Source organism: Niabella beijingensis, assembly GCF_020034665.1.
Lineage (GTDB): Bacteria > Bacteroidota > Bacteroidia > Chitinophagales > Chitinophagaceae > Niabella > Niabella beijingensis.
Window position 1 is genome coordinate 2088487 of record NZ_JAIQDI010000002.1, and the last position, 16640, is coordinate 2105126.

Sequence of the window (16640 nt, forward strand, 5' to 3'; positions counted from 1 at the left end):
ATTAAAAAAGGGCTAGTGCTATTAAAATTATTTTTTTGAAAGAAAAACTACCGTAATGATCACTTCTATATGGTTTTTACAAAAGGCGATAACTGAAGCGGTGGCTGCTTTTAAATGATTTTTTACGGTGTGGATGCTCAGGTTCATAATAGAAGCGATCTCTGCAACCTTAAAGCCCTCCTGTTTATTAAGCACATAGGCTTTTTTCTGTTGTTCCGGCAAGCGGTCGATGGCTTTCTGTATCAGGTGATTGATCTCTTTTTGTTCCAGCCCTGGTGTGATAAGGGTTTCAGCCGGCTGGTGCGATTGTGCTTTATAAATAAGCCGCTCCCTGGCTACTCTTGTAAGCACATTCAGGGTGTGGTTTTTCACGATGATCTTCAGCCAGGCTTCAAAATGCTGCACCTCCTGCAACACTTCCTTCTTGTTCCAGATCTTTAAAAACACATCCTGAACAATGTCTTCCGCAATGGTTTGGGACCGGGTCAGGTAATACCCGATGGAATAGATCTGCTGATGATAGCGGTCATATAATTCCCGGAAGGCGCTTTCTTCGCCCCTAATAATCCGCTCCAGTAAAACCTCAGTTGCTACTTCCATAACCCTGCCAGCTGTAGCGGATAAAAGTAGCGATAAAATCGCAAACACAGGTACTAACCGGATTTTGCATCCTATCACCCAGCGGCACAAAGGCTTATACGATTTTACAGGATCCGGCGGAGTAAACAGGATTATCAAATACTTAAATTATTTTAACTGCCATTATTATTGCTTCTTCTTCCCCGCTGCATCCAGCAGCTCCATCAGTTCGGTAAGCGTTACCACTATATTCGAGAAGCCTGTAATGGTCCCGTCCGGAAAAAATCCGATGTAGTGCGTAAGCAGTGTACGCAGGTTACTGTTAACCTCGCTTCCGGGATATTGGCGCAGCCAGTGTTTTAGCTTTTGTGTTTTTTTCTTTTTCATGGTGGGTTGTTTTTTGGTGCGCGGGCTTTTGGGCCGCGCGGTTAGTAGTAATGATTAGTTTATTACGCCCCGTGGTCACCTGTATGGTATTGCCCGGTGCAAAGCCGCAGGCCGCCAGCCATTGGCCCAGCAGCCGTATCTCCGGCAGGCAGGTTATCACCTCCCGGCCATAAGCCGTGCGGCGCAGTATTATTTTGGGGTACACCTTTAGCAGGCGCACCCTGGCAGGGTTGTTTTTCATAGTTGCTGTAATTTTCCTGGGTGATTGGTGTAAGATTAAGAATAAGATCGTTAACCTCAGCCAACGATCGCATATCCTGTAAGACAATAAAGCCTTCATCCGGCTGAAACCTCCGGCAGATCGGTATCTCCCTTACAACTTATAAATATAAACAGGCGCAGTGCGCCGCTTCTCTTTGTAAGCCCGGCTACCTGGCGCCCCTCCCAGCCGCAGCGCGGCGATAATCTGCTGCACGGCCCCTGTGCCGTCTTGCGCTATTCCCGGTGCGCTGCACCTTCATCGCCTGTTCTTGCCATTACTTTTAATATTAGCGCTGCGCTGCAGCGTTCTAATGGCAAACATTAGCCTTTCGTATATGCGAAATATCCGGAGAAACGCTGTGCAGCCGAACGGCCCCCCAGCCGTCAAACACCCCCGGTCCTACTGGGGATGCTTCGGCGCCGCTGCGCTGTGCTCAGCATGACGGAAGTATAATTATCGTCGTCGCCCTGAGCCAACGATCGCATATCCTGTAAGACAATAAAGCCTTCATCCGGCTGAAACCTCCGGCAGATCGGTATCTCCCTTACAACTTATTAAATATAAACAGGCGCAGCGCGCCGCTTCTCTTTGTAAGCCCGGCTACCTGGCGCCCCTCCCAGCCGCGGCGCGGCGATAACCTGCTGCACAGCATCACAAATCACATTACCCCCGCACCCACACCAAATGTGCCGCCTCCAGCAGCTTTATCAGCTCCGTATACATACGCAGGGCGCCAGGCCGCAGCGCCGTACTACAGGGGCTTAGCGCCGCCTCCACCACCGCCTCCCAATCCTGCACCCGCCGGGCCAGGCCCCGCCTGCCAAACAGTTTTTTAAACACCTGGTACGGGCGGCAATATTCTTTAAGCGTAAGGCAGCGCGGCAGGTCGCCCCAGCCATCCTGCCGGCCCACGCGGCAGCAATAATCCTGCGGGCGCGGCATTTCCCCCTCCGCGGTGGCAGCCTCCGCCCCCCGGGCCTTCCGTAGCGCATGTGCCGCCCGCAGTGCAGAGCGTACTACCTTCATATCCAGCAGCAGGGCACCCGCCGCGCGCCGCCGGTACTCCTTATCTGCCGCAGCATGGGCCACTACCCGTTTTATTTCCCGGCGCCAGTAGGCCATATCCGCATAGGAAAATACTTCGGCAAACACTGTTACGGGGTCGCCCGGGCGGCCCCTGGTCCAGCACGCCGTATTAAAAGGGTCTTTGGGTATTTTACGTTTCATGGTTACTGTTTCAGGTTTGCTTTGGCGTGTTACAATACCACAAAGTAAGCCATCCCCAGGGGGGATATTCAAGTCCCCATCCGTATATTTTATACCGGTTGCCGTATATTTTAGCTATCTTTATACAGGCGGCTTATTAAGCGTAAAAGCCTAAATTTGAACCTTTGATAAATACAATTTTTAGCTATTATGGACAAAAAGATACATGAAGGCCGTAATGTAAAGCGTTTCCGCGAAATGCTGGGCATTAAACAGGAAACACTGGCCCTGGAGCTGGGCGATGACTGGAACCAAAAGAAAATATCTATACTGGAAACCAAAGAAACCATTGATGTGCCCCTGCTGCAACAGATATCCACTGTACTAAAAATACCGGTGGAGGCGTTTCAGAATTTTGATGAAGAACAAGCGGTGAATATTATTTCCAATACATTCAATGACCAAGCAAATGGGTATAACTACTATCCAACATTCAATTTCAATCCCCTTGAAAAAATGGTGGAATTGTATGAGCGTATGCTGCAACAGCAAAAGGAAATGATTGAGAAGCTTGAAAAATTAATTGAGGAAAAATAGCGTTATAAGACTATTTACCAGAAACAAAATAAAAGAAAAAAAAGAATGCAAGACAAAGGACTGCGGATACCAAAGTGTCCTACCTAACCATTTGAAGCTAATAAAATTGAATTTGTTTATTATGTTTATATCCAGTTTTGCAACCACTATGAAGAAAAAACTACAGGTCGAGCTGGACAATTTTCCTTTTGAAGATTATCGACAGTATAACAATAAAATTGAGGAACATATTATTTTACCTCGATTTTAACTTACACACTTTACGGGATACTCCCGATCTCTACTAACATTAGCCAAGCACAGACTTTTAGGTAAAAAAGTCATCTATGTGTAAAATAAGATTACTTGGATTTAATCAACTTTTTTCTTCTTTGGATAAGCTCATCAATAATCAAATCAAACGGTATTGAATGATCCATTTGCCTAAATGCATCTAGGAGCTCCCAGCGGAAACGAACAACTATTAGCGGCAAGCTTGAGGTCAACTTTATTCGAGCAGCCTCATTCAATATTCCTTTATGAACATCAAAATTTCTGTATTCATATGCCTCTGTAAGTATTCTATAGTAGTAGTCCTTGGCCTGTTTATACTCAGCACTACTTAAAGTTGAATCGAATTCTTCCACTAACTTTTCAATAAAAGGATATTTTAAACTTCTAACTTCTCTGGGGATCCTGCCTTTTCTAATTGCAATAATAATTTGCCGTTGTTTCTCATATGACACTTCGAGCAGTGGTGCAGCTCTTCCTAAAAAATTAAGTGCATCATATAAAGTTGACAGAATCCGCCTATTTCTATTTGCTTTTTCATTAGAAAGTATGATCTCAGAGACAGCGTCCATTACAATTTTACGTTTCCGATTGTAGGATAACAGTGTTTCCAGATATAGCCAATAATCACTGATTGAATTATGTCTATGTGCTTTTACAAATAGGGGCTCGCATTTTAAAAACCAGCCCACCGCATCTCCCTGTACTTTTTTAAGAATATGAAAGACATTATCCTTTAAATCGGTAAGAGCGTCCTTCGTAAATGGATCTTGGTGCCTCTGACTACTCCAACCTGCACCTTTATACCGAAAATGCCGATCAAGAACGATATAGTTTTTTGTAATATCAATATTAAAATCGCGATGAAGAACAGCAGAAACAAAAGCAAGTTCATTCCTCATTTTAGCACCTAACTTTTTTACTAAAGATGCTGTTGAATGATATTCTATTTCGCTAGTTCCTAATATATACTCGCCTTCTTCAAAAAATGATTCAATTTCAAAATCCTTCATTAAAGCCATTATCTTTAAAACAACCGGATGGCGTTTACCCCAAAATCGAACCGAGTCATACGTAAAAGAGAAATCCTCGGGGAATTGGCCTCCGTAAATCTTAACCATTACTATTTGCTTTCTAGCGGCCTTTTTGAATACATTAGTAAATCCATGAAGTTGATTATCCAGCTTTCCTTCTGAGAGAAACTTTTTTCTTTTAAGTTTTGTATTCACATGCGTCGGAAAAGGAAACTGCTCACCATCCTTGCTGAAAACGTTAGCAATAATTCTTAAAATTTCAGATTCATTATATCCTCTATAAAAGTATTCTGACACCAGTCCCTGGGCTAATGAATCCAATACCCTATAGTGGTCATACTGGTAACAAGGCACTTGCTCCCCGAGTTTGTGCTTACATTTTACCGCATTTAGTACCTCATTAATTAAATCTTCAGGCATTTTATGTAGCAAGTCCCGATGCAAAAGTTTTAAATCATTATGAAATGAAGCGCTATCTACTAATTTTTCTTTTAGTATTTTGTCGCTTTTCCCAAGGAGATTATATTTGCTAACTACCTTCTTCACTGAGATGTAAGTGGCATAGCGATCCCATAAGGTATCGGTGATAAAAAAATTATTTTTGAAATAGCTATCCAAATAAATAAGACGGTACTGGCTATCTCCAGTCAAACGAAGAATTACTTTTTCAACTAAGGAAGTCGGACTTTCCAGCTCAAACTGTTCTTCCCATCCGATATATTTTGCAGTATGCGTCATTCTATCTAGAAAGTAATTAACCTTCTGCGCAACCAACTCATCTTTGTTCGTTATTCTATTGATAGTCATTGTATAATTTTGAATAAAACTTTTTAAATTAAATTATCATCAGAAACCAAATCCAAGATACCCAAAAATTGATACGCTACTATCGATTGGAACGGCGAGATCATTCAATCCCATCTAGAGCCCTGACAAGGAATGAAACCAGCCAACACCGAATCTATTTTCTTGAATAACCATAAACGGAGCTCTCTTCCTACTTGACGGACCTACTTTTAAAAAGCAGGTATTGCTATTCAGGTAGTTAATCATTCGCTCATCTACTAACCGGATTACGCAAAGCAGATATGATATCCACAGTGTTCCTTACTAATCCGACAATAAATGCTGTAGGTGCAAAGCGGATTAATAGTAAACAAAAAACCAAAACTAGTAACACTATGATGATCGTCCTATTTCCAACGTTATTACATTCAAACTTCAGTGGTCCAAAACTGAACTTAAAATCTTCTTTACTACGTCTGTTCATTGCAAATAAATTTTATGCTGCAATGTTAGTAAGGTGTTAGGGTCGTTTACAATGCCATAGCACTCAATGACCTCTCAATGGCCTTCGAATCGTACTTTTTTTAATTCTTTTATTAGGGGCCTCCGCCCTTTCGATTTTTCCTTTGACTATTTCCATAATAGGGTTCATGCTGTCATAGTCATTTCTTGAAATCGTTTTAAGTACAGTACCAATCTTGTAATCTTGTATGACCCCTCTTTTCAGATAACGAAAATTCGCGGCGATCCATTGGACTAGGGTCTTCTTCTGGCACCCCGTAATAAAATCATGAATAATTAATTGTTTAAAGAAATCTGAGAGCCTCTTTCCTGCAGATTGGAACAATAATTTCTCTCCTTCGATTTTGCCTGTTCGAATCAAAGTTTCAAGTCTCGCCTGATCTTCCTCATTAAAAAAGTCTTTCAGCATCTCCAGAATCTCAGGTATAGATTCTAACCTAAAACTTGGAAAGTCGTGAGTTATATTATCACATTGATCTGCCACGGTGTCTACATCTGCTACATCAGCTCCTGCGTTTAACTCATCCTCATCCTGTTCATCAAACTTACCATCTTTATAATCCCCGTAAATAGCTCCTACCCGAGTCGTTAGAAGATATTCATCAAACACCTTGGAATTGTCATTTTTAATTATTGAGATATCATAGGCAACCATTACATCTAGCTGCCTCTTGAAAATCCAATTAAAAAGTCTTTGCATCTCGTCATAGCCTGTATCTCCTTCGTTCAGATCAATCCCTAACATCCATTTCTCTATGCCTATTAAAAGTGATAATTGTAACACTGTTCCTGGCCCCGGATTACTATCTAGGTTTTGAAGTAATTCAAGAATTGTATTTCGAACAAAGATGGGCCTTGCCGTATTTTGCTTTACAGCCTCACAAAGGGTGTGCAATACCTCGAAGAAATGTTTAGTCCCACCAATTTTGTCTAGTAGAGAGAAAAGGTTTGCCTCTTTCAATTCGTGATAGTAGGATCCTAATCCCTTACTCTTAAAATTTACATCCTCAAGCATCAAGAATTGGTCAATACCTGCATCTTCTGGATCAACGAACTCAAACGATCCGGGATATGGAAAGTTGGGATTAGCAATTTTTGCATCCGCAACAACTTTATCCAGTATTGTCTGCAATTCAGGGCTGTGCACTATTTCCATGTCTGGAACGCTGCTATCCTTCATTTTTTTCATGGCCATCTTGCAATTTATTTAAAATTCGGCTTACTAAAAATTTATTCGCTTACGTTGAAGTACACGGACTTCATACCTTAACTTGGCATATTTGAATCTGCGGCCCTGTGAAGTGATTGCAAAAGTTCAAATTAAAATATGACAATGCGATTCTGAAGTATAGCAAATCAATACTCACAATCGAGTAGAAAAAATTATTGGGACTTAACATCGGCTTCTCATGGATGTCTATTCGCACTTTGAAAATCAAACATTACACCATGAACAAAGATACCCCGTGGACAAAACCTCTGATAACCTTGCTTAGCATATTGGGAGAAACGAGTTGGAATATTGCCAAGAAATAGCATAAGGCATCCACATCATACCTTCACACAAAAGACATTCTAATTTATGCCTTCAGATACTAAACGATTTGAGTTTTCACAAATATTCATTCTCAGTTATCCCAAATTGAATTTCATTTTTTATTGAGGAAATTTATATTTTCATGAACGCTCTTTTTAACTATCACATGATTAAAAAGCCCATGAGATTCTTTAGTGATCATTTTATTGATCTTATCCTGTTCTATCCCTAGCTCCTTCAAAACAAGGATTAGCAGAAAAATCTGCAATCGTTCAGTAAGGTAATAAAGCTTAATACCACTAAGTGCTTTTTTCTTCAACGATCTATCATAATGAGTTAAGTAATTTCGTGTGTTTTTGGCATTTTTAATCAGTTCAGCTTTATCAGGGTATAAGTGATCCGTAATCTCATTACTGAGTTCATCAAATAACTCTACGAGCCGTTCTTGAAGTGTTGGTTCATTTGAAAAGTTAAGTTTATCTTTTAGCCATTGTCGATATTCTTCTGGACAACCACTTAAAATACCATTAATTTTATGTTTGTGAATATGTTTAGGTTCTACTTCGTTATTTCGAGTTGTACGATGAAATGTTTCAATAGCCTGAATGATATTCAAAAACAAGTTCTCACCCACTTTATTTTGACTATTGAAGGATTCGGTCAGTATCAAAACCGCGGGCTCTGTAATGGACAATATATCAATCCATTTTTTGAATATCGCTGAAAAATCCTTCTGGATATCTTTATAAGTAAAAAGAAAACGTTTGTTACGAGTTTTATTTTTAAAATCCACGTCTTGACCTGAATAAAAACAAGTAATATTCTCACTGTCACGAATAAAAGATATAGCAGTCAGGTGAGCTTCTGAAAAATAAGCTAATGCAAAAAAGCCAGTTAAAATAGTATCATAATTCCAAAAGTCATCTAAGGTAAACCCTGGAGCATATTTCACAAGTATGCTCGTTTGCTGCTTTAAAACAAATTCATGATCAACGGAAAAAAGTGGCCATGTCCCTTGAAATGTAACACCCATTGTTAAATCTTCCCGTTCATAAAAAACCCTAGTTTGTGGAACTTCATAGCTAATTGAAACAGATTTGCTTTGAATATCCGCATATTTTAATCCCCTAATATCAAACCATTCATTTAATGAAGAGTAAACTAGATTAACACTTTGAAATCTAGCTTCTTCAACTTTAAAATGCCCTCCAATAAAACAAAGATGTGCCATTACAGTAATGGTTGGAATACCTTGCAATGACATTTTCTTATTAGTAAATAAACAATTGTGTAAGGTAATTTTTTTTCCATCTGTGGAATCCCCATATATATTATTAACTTTCGATGGTACCGAATAGCAATCAAATAGAATAACGAAAAAGCATTCCTCTTTGTACTCAAGAATGCCATAATATTTTTCCTCATCTCCTTCAATTTGCCAACGCACATAATATTTAAGATCTTTCATATAATATCGTGTTGTATAATTAGTTATTATCAGCGCCTTCTTACATGTCAAACAATAACTCATTCTATTTACCGAATCTACGCGCCCTAAGAATTGTCAAAAATCTTCAATCCCTTTTCTATATGTATGCTCTTATTTGTACTCTCACAACTCATGGATCCCCTCCCAGCTGCCGGACATTTCGCTGAAGCCTTTTTAAGCATAAAAAAGCCGCCCATTAGCAGCAGTTAACTTTCTTCCATATGTGTAGGATTAAACCCGAAATTATACGGTTTAAGATCCAGCGGCTCATACTTCATCAGCTGCTCCATAAAATATTCAGACTGATGGTAATCTCTCAGTTTTATTGCGGTTGCCTTTCTTTTTCGTTTTTGCTCAATGGTAATGCTTAGCTTTTGTTTTAGCTGCCCATCCTGCGTCATGGCATCGTTACAGTATATTGCCCGGATGGATTTTATGGGTATCCTCATATTGATGGCCTTGCCTTTAATAAGTATTTCATTATGAGTGAAGGATAAGATAGCTGCTTTGTAATAGCGCAATACCCCATAAATCAACGCGGTGCTGCAAAAACCGATGGCTGCAATAAGCAAAACATATTTCCAAAACTCAGGAACCAGCCAATAGAATACAGCTGCCTGCACCTCCTGCCCGGCGCTTTTAAACGGTGCAAATAAAACATCGAAGACAAGCAACACCAAAAAACAAACGATGCCTATAAGCAAAAAAAGGTTGGTAAGATAAGGTACTTTTTGCCGAACAGCTACGTTAAATGATTTTTGAGTGCTCATTTTTAATTGCAATTAGCCGGTAAAATGCACGCCGCTTGTTTATTAATGGTTATTTCGCCCCTTAAATATAAGGAAAGTGTTCAAATTTTAGTAGGGTTATCTATGCCAGATCTGCCATTCCCATGACTGTAGGGCTGCTAGACGGGGCAGCCCTACAGCCTCCCTGAGACGGACAACGAACGTCCGGAGCAGCCGATGCCCGCTGTAACTTTTAAGAAAGCATAAAAAAAGCCGCCCTGCGGGCGGCCCTTCTCCATTAAGGTTCCGGAGGCCGGCGGTTTTCCAGCTCTGTAATAAACGCAGCCGTTTCCTCCAGCTCGCGCAGCACCCGCTCCAGGTCGTACTCCTTTTCCAGCAGGGCCACAGCGCCGTAGTTGGTTTTGCGGTCTGTAAGCAGGGAAATGCTGTACTCCGTGCGCCGCCTTCTTTTTTCGTGCTCCTTCTTCAGGTCGCCCTCCGGCAGGCTGGCAATAATACCGTCCAGCGCGGCCAGCTCCGCCTGCTTGGCCGTTAGCTCGGTGCTGATCTCCACCGCGTTTTCCGCATACTGCTGTTTTTGGCGCTCCAGGGACAGTTTTCTCCAGTCAAGGTCCTTCTGCTCCTTACGGGCAATGCTTAGTACCGCATCAAAGTCGGCAATGGTGATGAGCTGATCAAATGAATAATTAGCCATTTTCTCAAGATTTTAAAGATGAATGAATACCCCAAACCTACCCCACCCCGCAGGCCGGTGCAATAGCAGCATGTTGTATTTAAGATAGTTTAACATCCGGCCCGCCCCGCCGGGCCGCATCCTTTATACGCAGGGCGGCCTGCTGCCGGGCCTTTAAGGTGGACAGTTTATACTGCGCCACCAGCTGCCTGTCGGGGCTGCAACTATCCATCGCTTCCAGCACATTCAGCTCCATATTCCGCAGGCGGATCATCTGCCGGGTATCCGGCGCGGCATCTTCCATAAGGTGGTGTACAAAGGCCAGCTTTTGTTGCAGCTGGGCATACCGCTCCTGCATATGGCTTAGGGTAAAGCTAATGGTTAGTGCATCCGCCGCAGCCCTGCGTGCATGCGCGTTCAGCACTTTTTCCACCTTCAGCATCCGCAGTTGCAAAAAGGTTTGCAATTGCTTGTTCGGTACTGTTTTTTTTAATTGCAGCTGTTGGTGCAGCAGCTCCAGCTGCACCAGCTTTACCATGGCCGCCGAGGGCAGGTTGCGCCATCCTTTTTCATACATGGTAATCGTGCTGCGCGATACGTCTATAAGATCTGCCAGCTCCTGCTGGCTCAGCTGTAATTGGGTTCTCAATAACTTCATCGGTTTTTCTTTTTAACGCGGTTAGCTGGTGTAAAAAAATAAATAAGTGTCAGCCCGGGGCGTGTCATTTTTCTGCTGACACTGTTTTAGCTGACACAAATTTGTGTCAACCCGTTTTGTGTCATTGTAATGTTGACACTGTTTTTTTTGACACAACTTTTTTTCGTTCTGCTGTTCAGCGGTGTTATTGATGCCGGTGGCAGGCGGCCGCGCCGCCACGTACAGTGTTTCCTTCATACCAGTTTGTTTTTAATGAATAAATTGAATGCCAGGCGCCCTGCGGCGGCGGCTAAGTACGCCACCGCATTGCCCCGCTAATTTATTATAACAGAAGCGTTTAAGCGCGGCTATCTTTTGTACATTTTATCACTATTGTTATTAAAATTTTTAGTTTAACGTATTGTTTGCAGCCCTGCCACCGGCAGAACTTGCCGGACACAACATACCATAAAAAATATTTTTTTACATATAATAAATTCTATATCTTTAGTATAACTGTATTGAAACGCTTATTACTATAACCCTATTATTAATGACCAAAGTAAAGCTGCTAATCGTCATCACATTGACAACAATGTTTTTCGTTGTATTTCTAAGTTGTAACCGTAGGGATTATCTTTCTTCCGGTGTTTTAAGGGACGGCATTGTAGATATACAATGGCTTAAAAATGAGTTTTCACGATCAAACGCTGGCCGTCTGCTCATAGTGAATCATGGTAATAAGCTGTCTTATACCACCACTCCACTATGGGATAAAGCAACAACCAGAAAAAACACCTCAGGTAAAAGTTATTATTATATTCCGTTGAAAGACGACGCCTATGCCATTGTTAATGGCAAAAGACAGAAACTAAAAATGCAGTACCAGCGTACCTACCTTGTCGCTTTTAATACAGATAATGAAAATGAGAATCTTACTTTTGTAAGGGGAGAATACATCATGAAAAAAAAACCTTCAAACAATCCAAAAAACAGAAACGCAACGAATGTGGATACTGAAGAGGTTTTTGCAGGGTTAGCAGCCTACACCGACCAGCAGAACCAGGTTGCCACCTATCGATATGCGTTGTCTCCAAAAAGTAAAAGCAACCTACTTATGCAAACGGCGTCTCTAAAAGTGGGGGCTCCGCTGTCACTGTCAGTTACCACCACAATAGAAGGACCATTGCGAGATTCAATGCTTTTAGCAGACGAAATGATGGCTTATTGGAATATTCCGTTAACAATACAAGAGCTGATGAGCTCCCAAAGCGGCTTTGGTCTGGTGGGTTTCCCCGAGGAATTCAGACAGAATATTCCTCCTGGCGAATTGGTTCGTTTCTCAAATTTGCTGAGTTTGTTTAGAATAGCTTTAATTGTAGGGCCTGATGAAACGACTCAACCAGTAGAAGGCGTGCTAATTTGCTCAAGAATATGCCGATGGGGCTTTGGTGGTAATTTACCAACCAATACAACAGAGTTAGGTGAAGTTGGCGTAGCAACTAGGATTGAAGAAGGAGATATTTGCACAAAACCTCCCAACGGGCCCGAGCAATGGACGCTGTTATATTCTGAACCTGGGCCCTGTCGCTGGAGCAATCCAGGCGGACAACCTCCCGTTACCGGATCCGGTGGACCACCAACCCCAGGTGATCTTCCGGGAAGTGGCAGCGGTGGCGGCGGTGCCCCCGGCAATAATGGAGATACGAATGGATCTCCATCGGTTTTTATTATTGAAGTATCTCCCGGGCCTTTCAGTACGCCACTTGCCAGCAATGAATGGGGCAGAACCGAACTAGAAGGTCTTGACGTTGTAATGAGTGCCTATACCGATGGCTCTGTATGGAGCGGAAAACTTACCGCTTTAATCGGAAAGTATTCAATGATCATTCGGCTTTTGCCCAATGTAAAGGAAGCGAGTGAAAACAGTTCAACATCGCAGAATTTCTGCAAACAAGTTACAAACCTACAACTAGGTACAAGGCAGATTATAGAATATCCGGAATGGTTCATGTTAAATGCTGTTCAAGCCCATGAGAACGTTCATAGAAGTCGGCTTGTCCCAATTCTGAATGAGCTGCTGCCAAACGTAATTGCCAAGGTAGGGCTTTTACAAATCGCCAATACAGGCCAAACAAAGGAAGTAGCAATTGGTCAACTTAAGGCATTATCAGGCTGGGCACTATTGAATCTTCAGGCAATGCAGGATTTCAGAAGCAAATATGTGGAGTCAGGTACACAAGATCATGCCTTTGGTGCAGCCTGTGATCAGGCTGAGTTCACTATTTTAGATCCCACCTGGAAAGCAATTTGCTCCAAAGGACAGCAGGCTGGTTGGCCTGTCTGCAGTTACTGTAATTAATTTTTAAGGCGATTATAAAAAATAAAATGAAAAAGTATTTATTCCGTTTTCTAGTGCTATATGTCGCTATAATAGCAGGAACTATTACTTCGGCATTTGCACAGTCCGCCAAAGAACAAAAATTCCAAAGAAACAAAACATCCGGGAAAATGCCTGGCTCTTCTTTTAACAAAGCCAGCTCAGTACCTGTTGAGGTGCAGCTCAAAATAGATGAACGGCAAACAGTTGCTGCAACTGGTATTAAATTTTCCATTCAATGGATTAATCACTCTGACAAAGCAGTCACTTTGTTTAATTTAATTGATGGAGTTGGCTTGTTTTTTTTGACCAACGACTCGTATATTCCAATTCCCGCTTCTACAGCCTTAATCAATGTCCGCGGCCCATGGAAGATGAAAGAACCGTGTTTTAAAATTGATGATATATTTATCAATAATGTGAAACAAGATACCGATGTCACCACTTTAGAAACAATTACAATTCCGGGCCATTGCACTTATACAGCAAACCTCAGAATTGCTGAAGTAATAAAATTTGACCCCAAAATGATTGGACACTATCCCGACCCCAATTCCCCTCGGTTCAAGCCCCCCAAAGGAGAATATAAAATTAAATTTACGGTTAGTGTAATTTCTGCTCCATCTTCTAAAATAGCCATCACTGAATCATTAGAGATACCTGATGTGGTTGTTAAATATGGTTTATAATAAATAGAAGCTGATCATCCAAAATTGAAGCGTTAATGATCTCGTCTAACTAGCTCATGCGATGATATTGTACTTTAACCTGCACTGCTGCGTTTTACTATTTCCCCCGGGCGGCTGCCTTTATGGGCCGTGCCTATGGCACTCTGTGCCCCACAGCATATCCCCGCGTCCGGAATAAATTCCGGAGTTGTTAAAAACCAGGCAGGCCGATGGCCTTTATAAAAAAGGGATGCAGGTGGGTGTAGCAGCACTCCGTGCTCCGCATGACGCAAGAAAAGCCAGTGTCGTGCAAGTCCCACCCTGTCCCAGCCAAAATACCTTTACACGAAGCGTTAAGTTATATAGCTGGGTTTTCAATCCAAACTATCGTTAAAACAATAAGTCCGTAATCCTTTTATCCCGGTATCGGCAATAAACAGACTGCCGCTGAGCGGGTAACGTTCCAGCTGGGCCGCGTCCAGGTCCTTACGTGCAGTGGTAATAAAAAGCTGCTGCCCGTTTTTGCCTCCAAAAGCGCAGTTGCTTACATGTGGCGCCGCTACCAGCACCCGTCCGATGAGGGCCCCACTACGCGGGTTATAGCGGTGCACGGCACTGCCGCCCCAGATAGCCACCCACAGCATGCCTTCGGCATCCATGCACATACCGTCGGGCAGGCTACCTGGTACGTCAATGGTTACTACCACGCGTTCATTACTGATAGTGCCCGATGAAAGGTCAAAATCATAGGCCTTTATATTTTGTTCCGGTGAGTCGATATAATACATCGTACGGTTATCGGCCGACCAGCAAAGCCCGTTGGAGATCGATCGTTTGCTGATCATTTTTACAAGTGTGCGCCCATCAAAACGGTAGAGCGCGCCCTGCCCGCTGCGGGCATCCACTTCCATTGTACCGATCCATAAACGGCCGGCGGCATCGCATTTACCATCATTGCACCGGTTCTCCGGCTTGTGGGCCTCTATTGCCGCCAGCGGGGTAAGGGTGCCGGTATCCGCATTCAGCAGCACCAGCGCTCCCTGCAACGCCAGCAGCAACCGGTTGCCTGAAGCAGGCAGTACGGCGCCGATGCGCCTGCCCACATTTATTGTTGTAGTGTTCCCGGTTGCAGGGTCAATGCGACCCACCACCCCGCCTTCAACATCCACATAAATAAATTGCTGCCACCCGGCATGCCATGCCGCGCCTTCGCCCAGCAACAACCGGTCCCGGTGCAAGAGTGTGGCCTTTAATTCCTGCATCGTTATCTATTTAAAAATGGCGCCGGGCACCCTGCCTGTCCAGCATTCAGGAACTTTCGTTATCCCAAATATCTTTGCTATCACCAGGGCTGTATTCTTATTGCTGTTATATAACTTGTCGATGCTTCCCTTTTTTTTGATCATGGGCCCCGTAACGGCCCAGGGCACCTGCATTTCGCGCATGCTTACCCCGCCGTGCCCCTTATCCTTTCCGCCATGGTCGGTGATCAGCATAAAGTGTGTATCCTTATACAGGTCGGCTTTTTTCAGCCGGTCGATAAAAACACCAATGGCACTATCTGCCGATTCGATGGCTGTAATATACTGCGGGGTCATCCACCCATAGGTATGACCGGCATGATCGGTATGCACACTGTATAAGAAAACCAGCTGGGGCTGCTTTTTATTTTTTTCTATAAATGCACAGGCCCTGTTATAATTACTATCATACCCATCATTATACTGGAAGGCTTTTTCATCCAGGTATTTTTGATTGGTGGAATTGATCAGCGCCGCCCAGTTATAATAAAAGGCTGTTTTTACGCCGGGTACCTCCTCCTTCAGCAGTTTAAAAATTGAGGGATAATAGCCCTCCTTATCTGTATCAATGGCCGTCAGTTCATGTTGCTGTACCGTCCATCCGTTGCTGGTAACGCCATGTTCTTCCGGCCCGGATCCTGTAAGATGACTCGTCCAGTTGGGAAGGGTTACCGAAGGCATTACGGGCCTGGTGGCGAGGGACAATACGCCTTCGCCTACAAGCTTATCAATATTCGGGTGCCGGGACGCCTTATACCCTTCCGTACCAAAACCATCCAGTCCGATGATCACCACACGCTGTGCCGTAAGAACAGAACCGGTCATTAACGCAACCATTACCAGGATCCATTGTTTTTTCATGCTGTTGTTATTTTTATGCCTGCAATTGAGCGGATTTTTATATAAATATATTCCACAATTATTAAATAACCTGCCTTACCAGGCATAACACCGCCCTGGCACCGATGTATATTCTTATCCGCTTTAAAAAAACCTGGCCGCAGCACAGCATTTACCGGAACAGGAGGACATTGTATTTTTTATTAGAGCTATTTCTTTTTGATCAATAAAAGAAGGTGCCTTTTTTAAAGCACCTCCCCTGCGCGCGCATGCAACACCGGGCTATTTCAACAGATTTTAAAATTTGCCAGTTAAAACATTTACTGCAAATTGCTGCCTCAATGCAGTCGTTTATACATTATTTTTTACACCTTGTATTCCCGGGCATCCTTGCGTATGGCTGCTACCGGAAGCACTGGGTGCGCACCTACCTCATCCTCCTGGCCACCATGCTGGTGGACCTGGACCACCTGCTGGCCACCCCTGTTTTTGATGCCTGCCGTTGCAGCATTAATTTTCATCCGCTGCACAGCTACTGGGCCATTGGCGGCTATTTTATTTTACTGTTCTTTCCACAAACAAGGATCATTGCCCTGGGGTTGCTGATGCATATGGGCACGGATGCGCTGGATTGCCTTTTTAATCAGTACTAACACAAGCCCCGATAACAAAACAACGGTGGGCCTCATTAAACACATTGCGCAGCATCTTGATTGTACGGAA

General features: G+C 43.1%; 18 protein-coding genes. 4 read left to right on the top strand and 14 right to left on the bottom strand.

What is annotated here, in order from left to right:
* Positions 1–27: 27 nt before the first annotated feature.
* From K7B07_RS24810 to K7B07_RS24830, 5 genes are all read right to left on the bottom strand, one after another.
* Complete coding sequence (locus K7B07_RS24810; protein WP_223713241.1) at positions 28–600, bottom strand: RNA polymerase sigma factor; 573 nt, start codon at positions 598–600, stop codon at positions 28–30.
* Positions 601–765: 165 nt separating this feature from the next.
* Complete coding sequence (locus tag K7B07_RS24815; RefSeq protein WP_223713242.1) at positions 766–966, bottom strand: hypothetical protein; 201 nt, start codon at positions 964–966, stop codon at positions 766–768.
* Entirely contained in the window at positions 902–1126 is a 225-nt protein-coding gene (locus K7B07_RS27935) for a SymE family type I addiction module toxin (protein ID WP_223713938.1), read from the bottom strand. Before K7B07_RS27935 ends, K7B07_RS24815 begins: the two co-directional genes overlap by 65 nt.
* The gene (locus K7B07_RS24825) at positions 1029–1280 is read right to left on the bottom strand and encodes a hypothetical protein (protein ID WP_223713955.1); all 252 of its coding nucleotides are present in this window, start codon (positions 1278–1280) and stop codon (positions 1029–1031) included. The genes K7B07_RS27935 and K7B07_RS24825 overlap by 98 nt, the downstream gene beginning before the upstream one ends.
* 611 nt (positions 1281–1891) lie before the next feature.
* On the bottom strand, positions 1892–2455 hold the full coding sequence (locus tag K7B07_RS24830) for a hypothetical protein (RefSeq protein WP_223713243.1): 564 nt from the start codon (positions 2453–2455) through the stop codon (positions 1892–1894).
* 189 nt (positions 2456–2644) lie between these two features.
* Here K7B07_RS24830 and K7B07_RS24835 point away from each other — a divergent pair, with 189 nt between their 5' ends.
* Positions 2645–3031, top strand: a complete 387-nt coding sequence (locus K7B07_RS24835) for a helix-turn-helix domain-containing protein (RefSeq protein WP_223713244.1) — start codon at positions 2645–2647, stop codon at positions 3029–3031.
* 341 nt (positions 3032–3372) lie between these two features.
* Here K7B07_RS24835 and K7B07_RS24840 read toward each other — a convergent pair whose 3' ends face one another.
* The 7 genes from K7B07_RS24840 to K7B07_RS24870 all read right to left on the bottom strand — a co-directional run bounded on the left by K7B07_RS24840 (position 3373) and on the right by K7B07_RS24870 (position 10986).
* Positions 3373–5142 (bottom strand): hypothetical protein, encoded by a 1770-nt coding sequence (locus tag K7B07_RS24840; RefSeq protein WP_223713245.1) that lies wholly within the window; start codon positions 5140–5142, stop codon positions 3373–3375.
* Between the two features lie 526 nt (positions 5143–5668).
* On the bottom strand, positions 5669–6838 hold the full coding sequence (locus K7B07_RS24845) for a hypothetical protein (RefSeq protein WP_223713246.1): 1170 nt from the start codon (positions 6836–6838) through the stop codon (positions 5669–5671).
* A gap of 454 nt (positions 6839–7292) precedes the next feature.
* A complete protein-coding gene (locus K7B07_RS24850) occupies positions 7293–8648 on the bottom strand; it encodes an ApeA N-terminal domain 1-containing protein (RefSeq protein WP_223713247.1) in 1356 nt (451 codons plus the stop codon).
* A gap of 227 nt (positions 8649–8875) precedes the next feature.
* Entirely contained in the window at positions 8876–9439 is a 564-nt protein-coding gene (locus K7B07_RS24855; protein WP_223713248.1) for a hypothetical protein, read from the bottom strand.
* A 256-nt stretch (positions 9440–9695) separates the two neighbouring features.
* Positions 9696–10112 (bottom strand): hypothetical protein, encoded by a 417-nt coding sequence (locus tag K7B07_RS24860; protein WP_223713249.1) that lies wholly within the window; start codon positions 10110–10112, stop codon positions 9696–9698.
* 79 nt (positions 10113–10191) lie between these two features.
* On the bottom strand, positions 10192–10749 hold the full coding sequence (locus tag K7B07_RS24865; RefSeq protein ID WP_223713250.1) for a helix-turn-helix transcriptional regulator: 558 nt from the start codon (positions 10747–10749) through the stop codon (positions 10192–10194).
* Positions 10750–10770: 21 nt separating this feature from the next.
* Positions 10771–10986: a hypothetical protein gene (locus tag K7B07_RS24870; protein WP_223713251.1), complete on the bottom strand. Its 216-nt coding sequence runs from the start codon at positions 10984–10986 to the stop codon at positions 10771–10773.
* 295 nt (positions 10987–11281) lie between these two features.
* Here K7B07_RS24870 and K7B07_RS24875 point away from each other — a divergent pair, with 295 nt between their 5' ends.
* Both K7B07_RS24875 and K7B07_RS24880 read left to right on the top strand, forming a co-directional pair.
* Positions 11282–13090, top strand: a complete 1809-nt coding sequence (locus tag K7B07_RS24875; RefSeq protein WP_223713252.1) for a hypothetical protein — start codon at positions 11282–11284, stop codon at positions 13088–13090.
* Positions 13091–13116: 26 nt separating this feature from the next.
* The gene (locus tag K7B07_RS24880; protein WP_223713253.1) at positions 13117–13797 is read left to right on the top strand and encodes a hypothetical protein; all 681 of its coding nucleotides are present in this window, start codon (positions 13117–13119) and stop codon (positions 13795–13797) included.
* Between the two features lie 353 nt (positions 13798–14150).
* Here K7B07_RS24880 and K7B07_RS24885 read toward each other — a convergent pair whose 3' ends face one another.
* Both K7B07_RS24885 and K7B07_RS24890 read right to left on the bottom strand, forming a co-directional pair.
* Positions 14151–15038 carry an SMP-30/gluconolactonase/LRE family protein gene (locus tag K7B07_RS24885; protein WP_223713254.1) on the bottom strand — a complete coding sequence of 296 codons (888 nt, stop codon included), beginning with the start codon at positions 15036–15038 and terminating at the stop codon, positions 14151–14153.
* Between the two features lie 6 nt (positions 15039–15044).
* Positions 15045–15938, bottom strand: coding sequence for an alkaline phosphatase family protein (locus tag K7B07_RS24890; protein WP_223713255.1), 894 nt, complete (start codon positions 15936–15938; stop codon positions 15045–15047).
* A 320-nt stretch (positions 15939–16258) separates the two neighbouring features.
* Here K7B07_RS24890 and K7B07_RS24895 point away from each other — a divergent pair, with 320 nt between their 5' ends.
* Positions 16259–16570 (top strand): DUF6122 family protein, encoded by a 312-nt coding sequence (locus K7B07_RS24895; RefSeq protein ID WP_223713256.1) that lies wholly within the window; start codon positions 16259–16261, stop codon positions 16568–16570.
* Positions 16571–16640 lie beyond the last annotated feature (70 nt).

What these genes read in the sequence shown, in the direction of transcription:
- K7B07_RS24810 (WP_223713241.1), bottom strand. Translation starts at nt 600, where the DNA reads ATGGAAGTAGCAACTGAGGTTTTACTGGAGCGGATTATTAGGGGCGAA.
- K7B07_RS24815 (WP_223713242.1), bottom strand. Translation starts at nt 966, where the DNA reads ATGAAAAAGAAAAAAACACAAAAGCTAAAACACTGGCTGCGCCAATAT.
- K7B07_RS24825 (WP_223713955.1), bottom strand. Translation starts at nt 1,280, where the DNA reads ATGCGATCGTTGGCTGAGGTTAACGATCTTATTCTTAATCTTACACCA.
- K7B07_RS24830 (WP_223713243.1), bottom strand. Translation starts at nt 2,455, where the DNA reads ATGAAACGTAAAATACCCAAAGACCCTTTTAATACGGCGTGCTGGACC.
- K7B07_RS24835 (WP_223713244.1), top strand. Translation starts at nt 2,645, where the DNA reads ATGGACAAAAAGATACATGAAGGCCGTAATGTAAAGCGTTTCCGCGAA.
- K7B07_RS24840 (WP_223713245.1), bottom strand. Translation starts at nt 5,142, where the DNA reads ATGACTATCAATAGAATAACGAACAAAGATGAGTTGGTTGCGCAGAAG.
- K7B07_RS24845 (WP_223713246.1), bottom strand. Translation starts at nt 6,838, where the DNA reads ATGGCCATGAAAAAAATGAAGGATAGCAGCGTTCCAGACATGGAAATA.
- K7B07_RS24850 (WP_223713247.1), bottom strand. Translation starts at nt 8,648, where the DNA reads ATGAAAGATCTTAAATATTATGTGCGTTGGCAAATTGAAGGAGATGAG.
- K7B07_RS24855 (WP_223713248.1), bottom strand. Translation starts at nt 9,439, where the DNA reads ATGAGCACTCAAAAATCATTTAACGTAGCTGTTCGGCAAAAAGTACCT.
- K7B07_RS24860 (WP_223713249.1), bottom strand. Translation starts at nt 10,112, where the DNA reads ATGGCTAATTATTCATTTGATCAGCTCATCACCATTGCCGACTTTGAT.
- K7B07_RS24865 (WP_223713250.1), bottom strand. Translation starts at nt 10,749, where the DNA reads ATGAAGTTATTGAGAACCCAATTACAGCTGAGCCAGCAGGAGCTGGCA.
- K7B07_RS24870 (WP_223713251.1), bottom strand. Translation starts at nt 10,986, where the DNA reads ATGAAGGAAACACTGTACGTGGCGGCGCGGCCGCCTGCCACCGGCATC.
- K7B07_RS24875 (WP_223713252.1), top strand. Translation starts at nt 11,282, where the DNA reads ATGACCAAAGTAAAGCTGCTAATCGTCATCACATTGACAACAATGTTT.
- K7B07_RS24880 (WP_223713253.1), top strand. Translation starts at nt 13,117, where the DNA reads ATGAAAAAGTATTTATTCCGTTTTCTAGTGCTATATGTCGCTATAATA.
- K7B07_RS24885 (WP_223713254.1), bottom strand. Translation starts at nt 15,038, where the DNA reads ATGCAGGAATTAAAGGCCACACTCTTGCACCGGGACCGGTTGTTGCTG.
- K7B07_RS24890 (WP_223713255.1), bottom strand. Translation starts at nt 15,938, where the DNA reads ATGAAAAAACAATGGATCCTGGTAATGGTTGCGTTAATGACCGGTTCT.
- K7B07_RS24895 (WP_223713256.1), top strand. Translation starts at nt 16,259, where the DNA reads ATGCAGTCGTTTATACATTATTTTTTACACCTTGTATTCCCGGGCATC.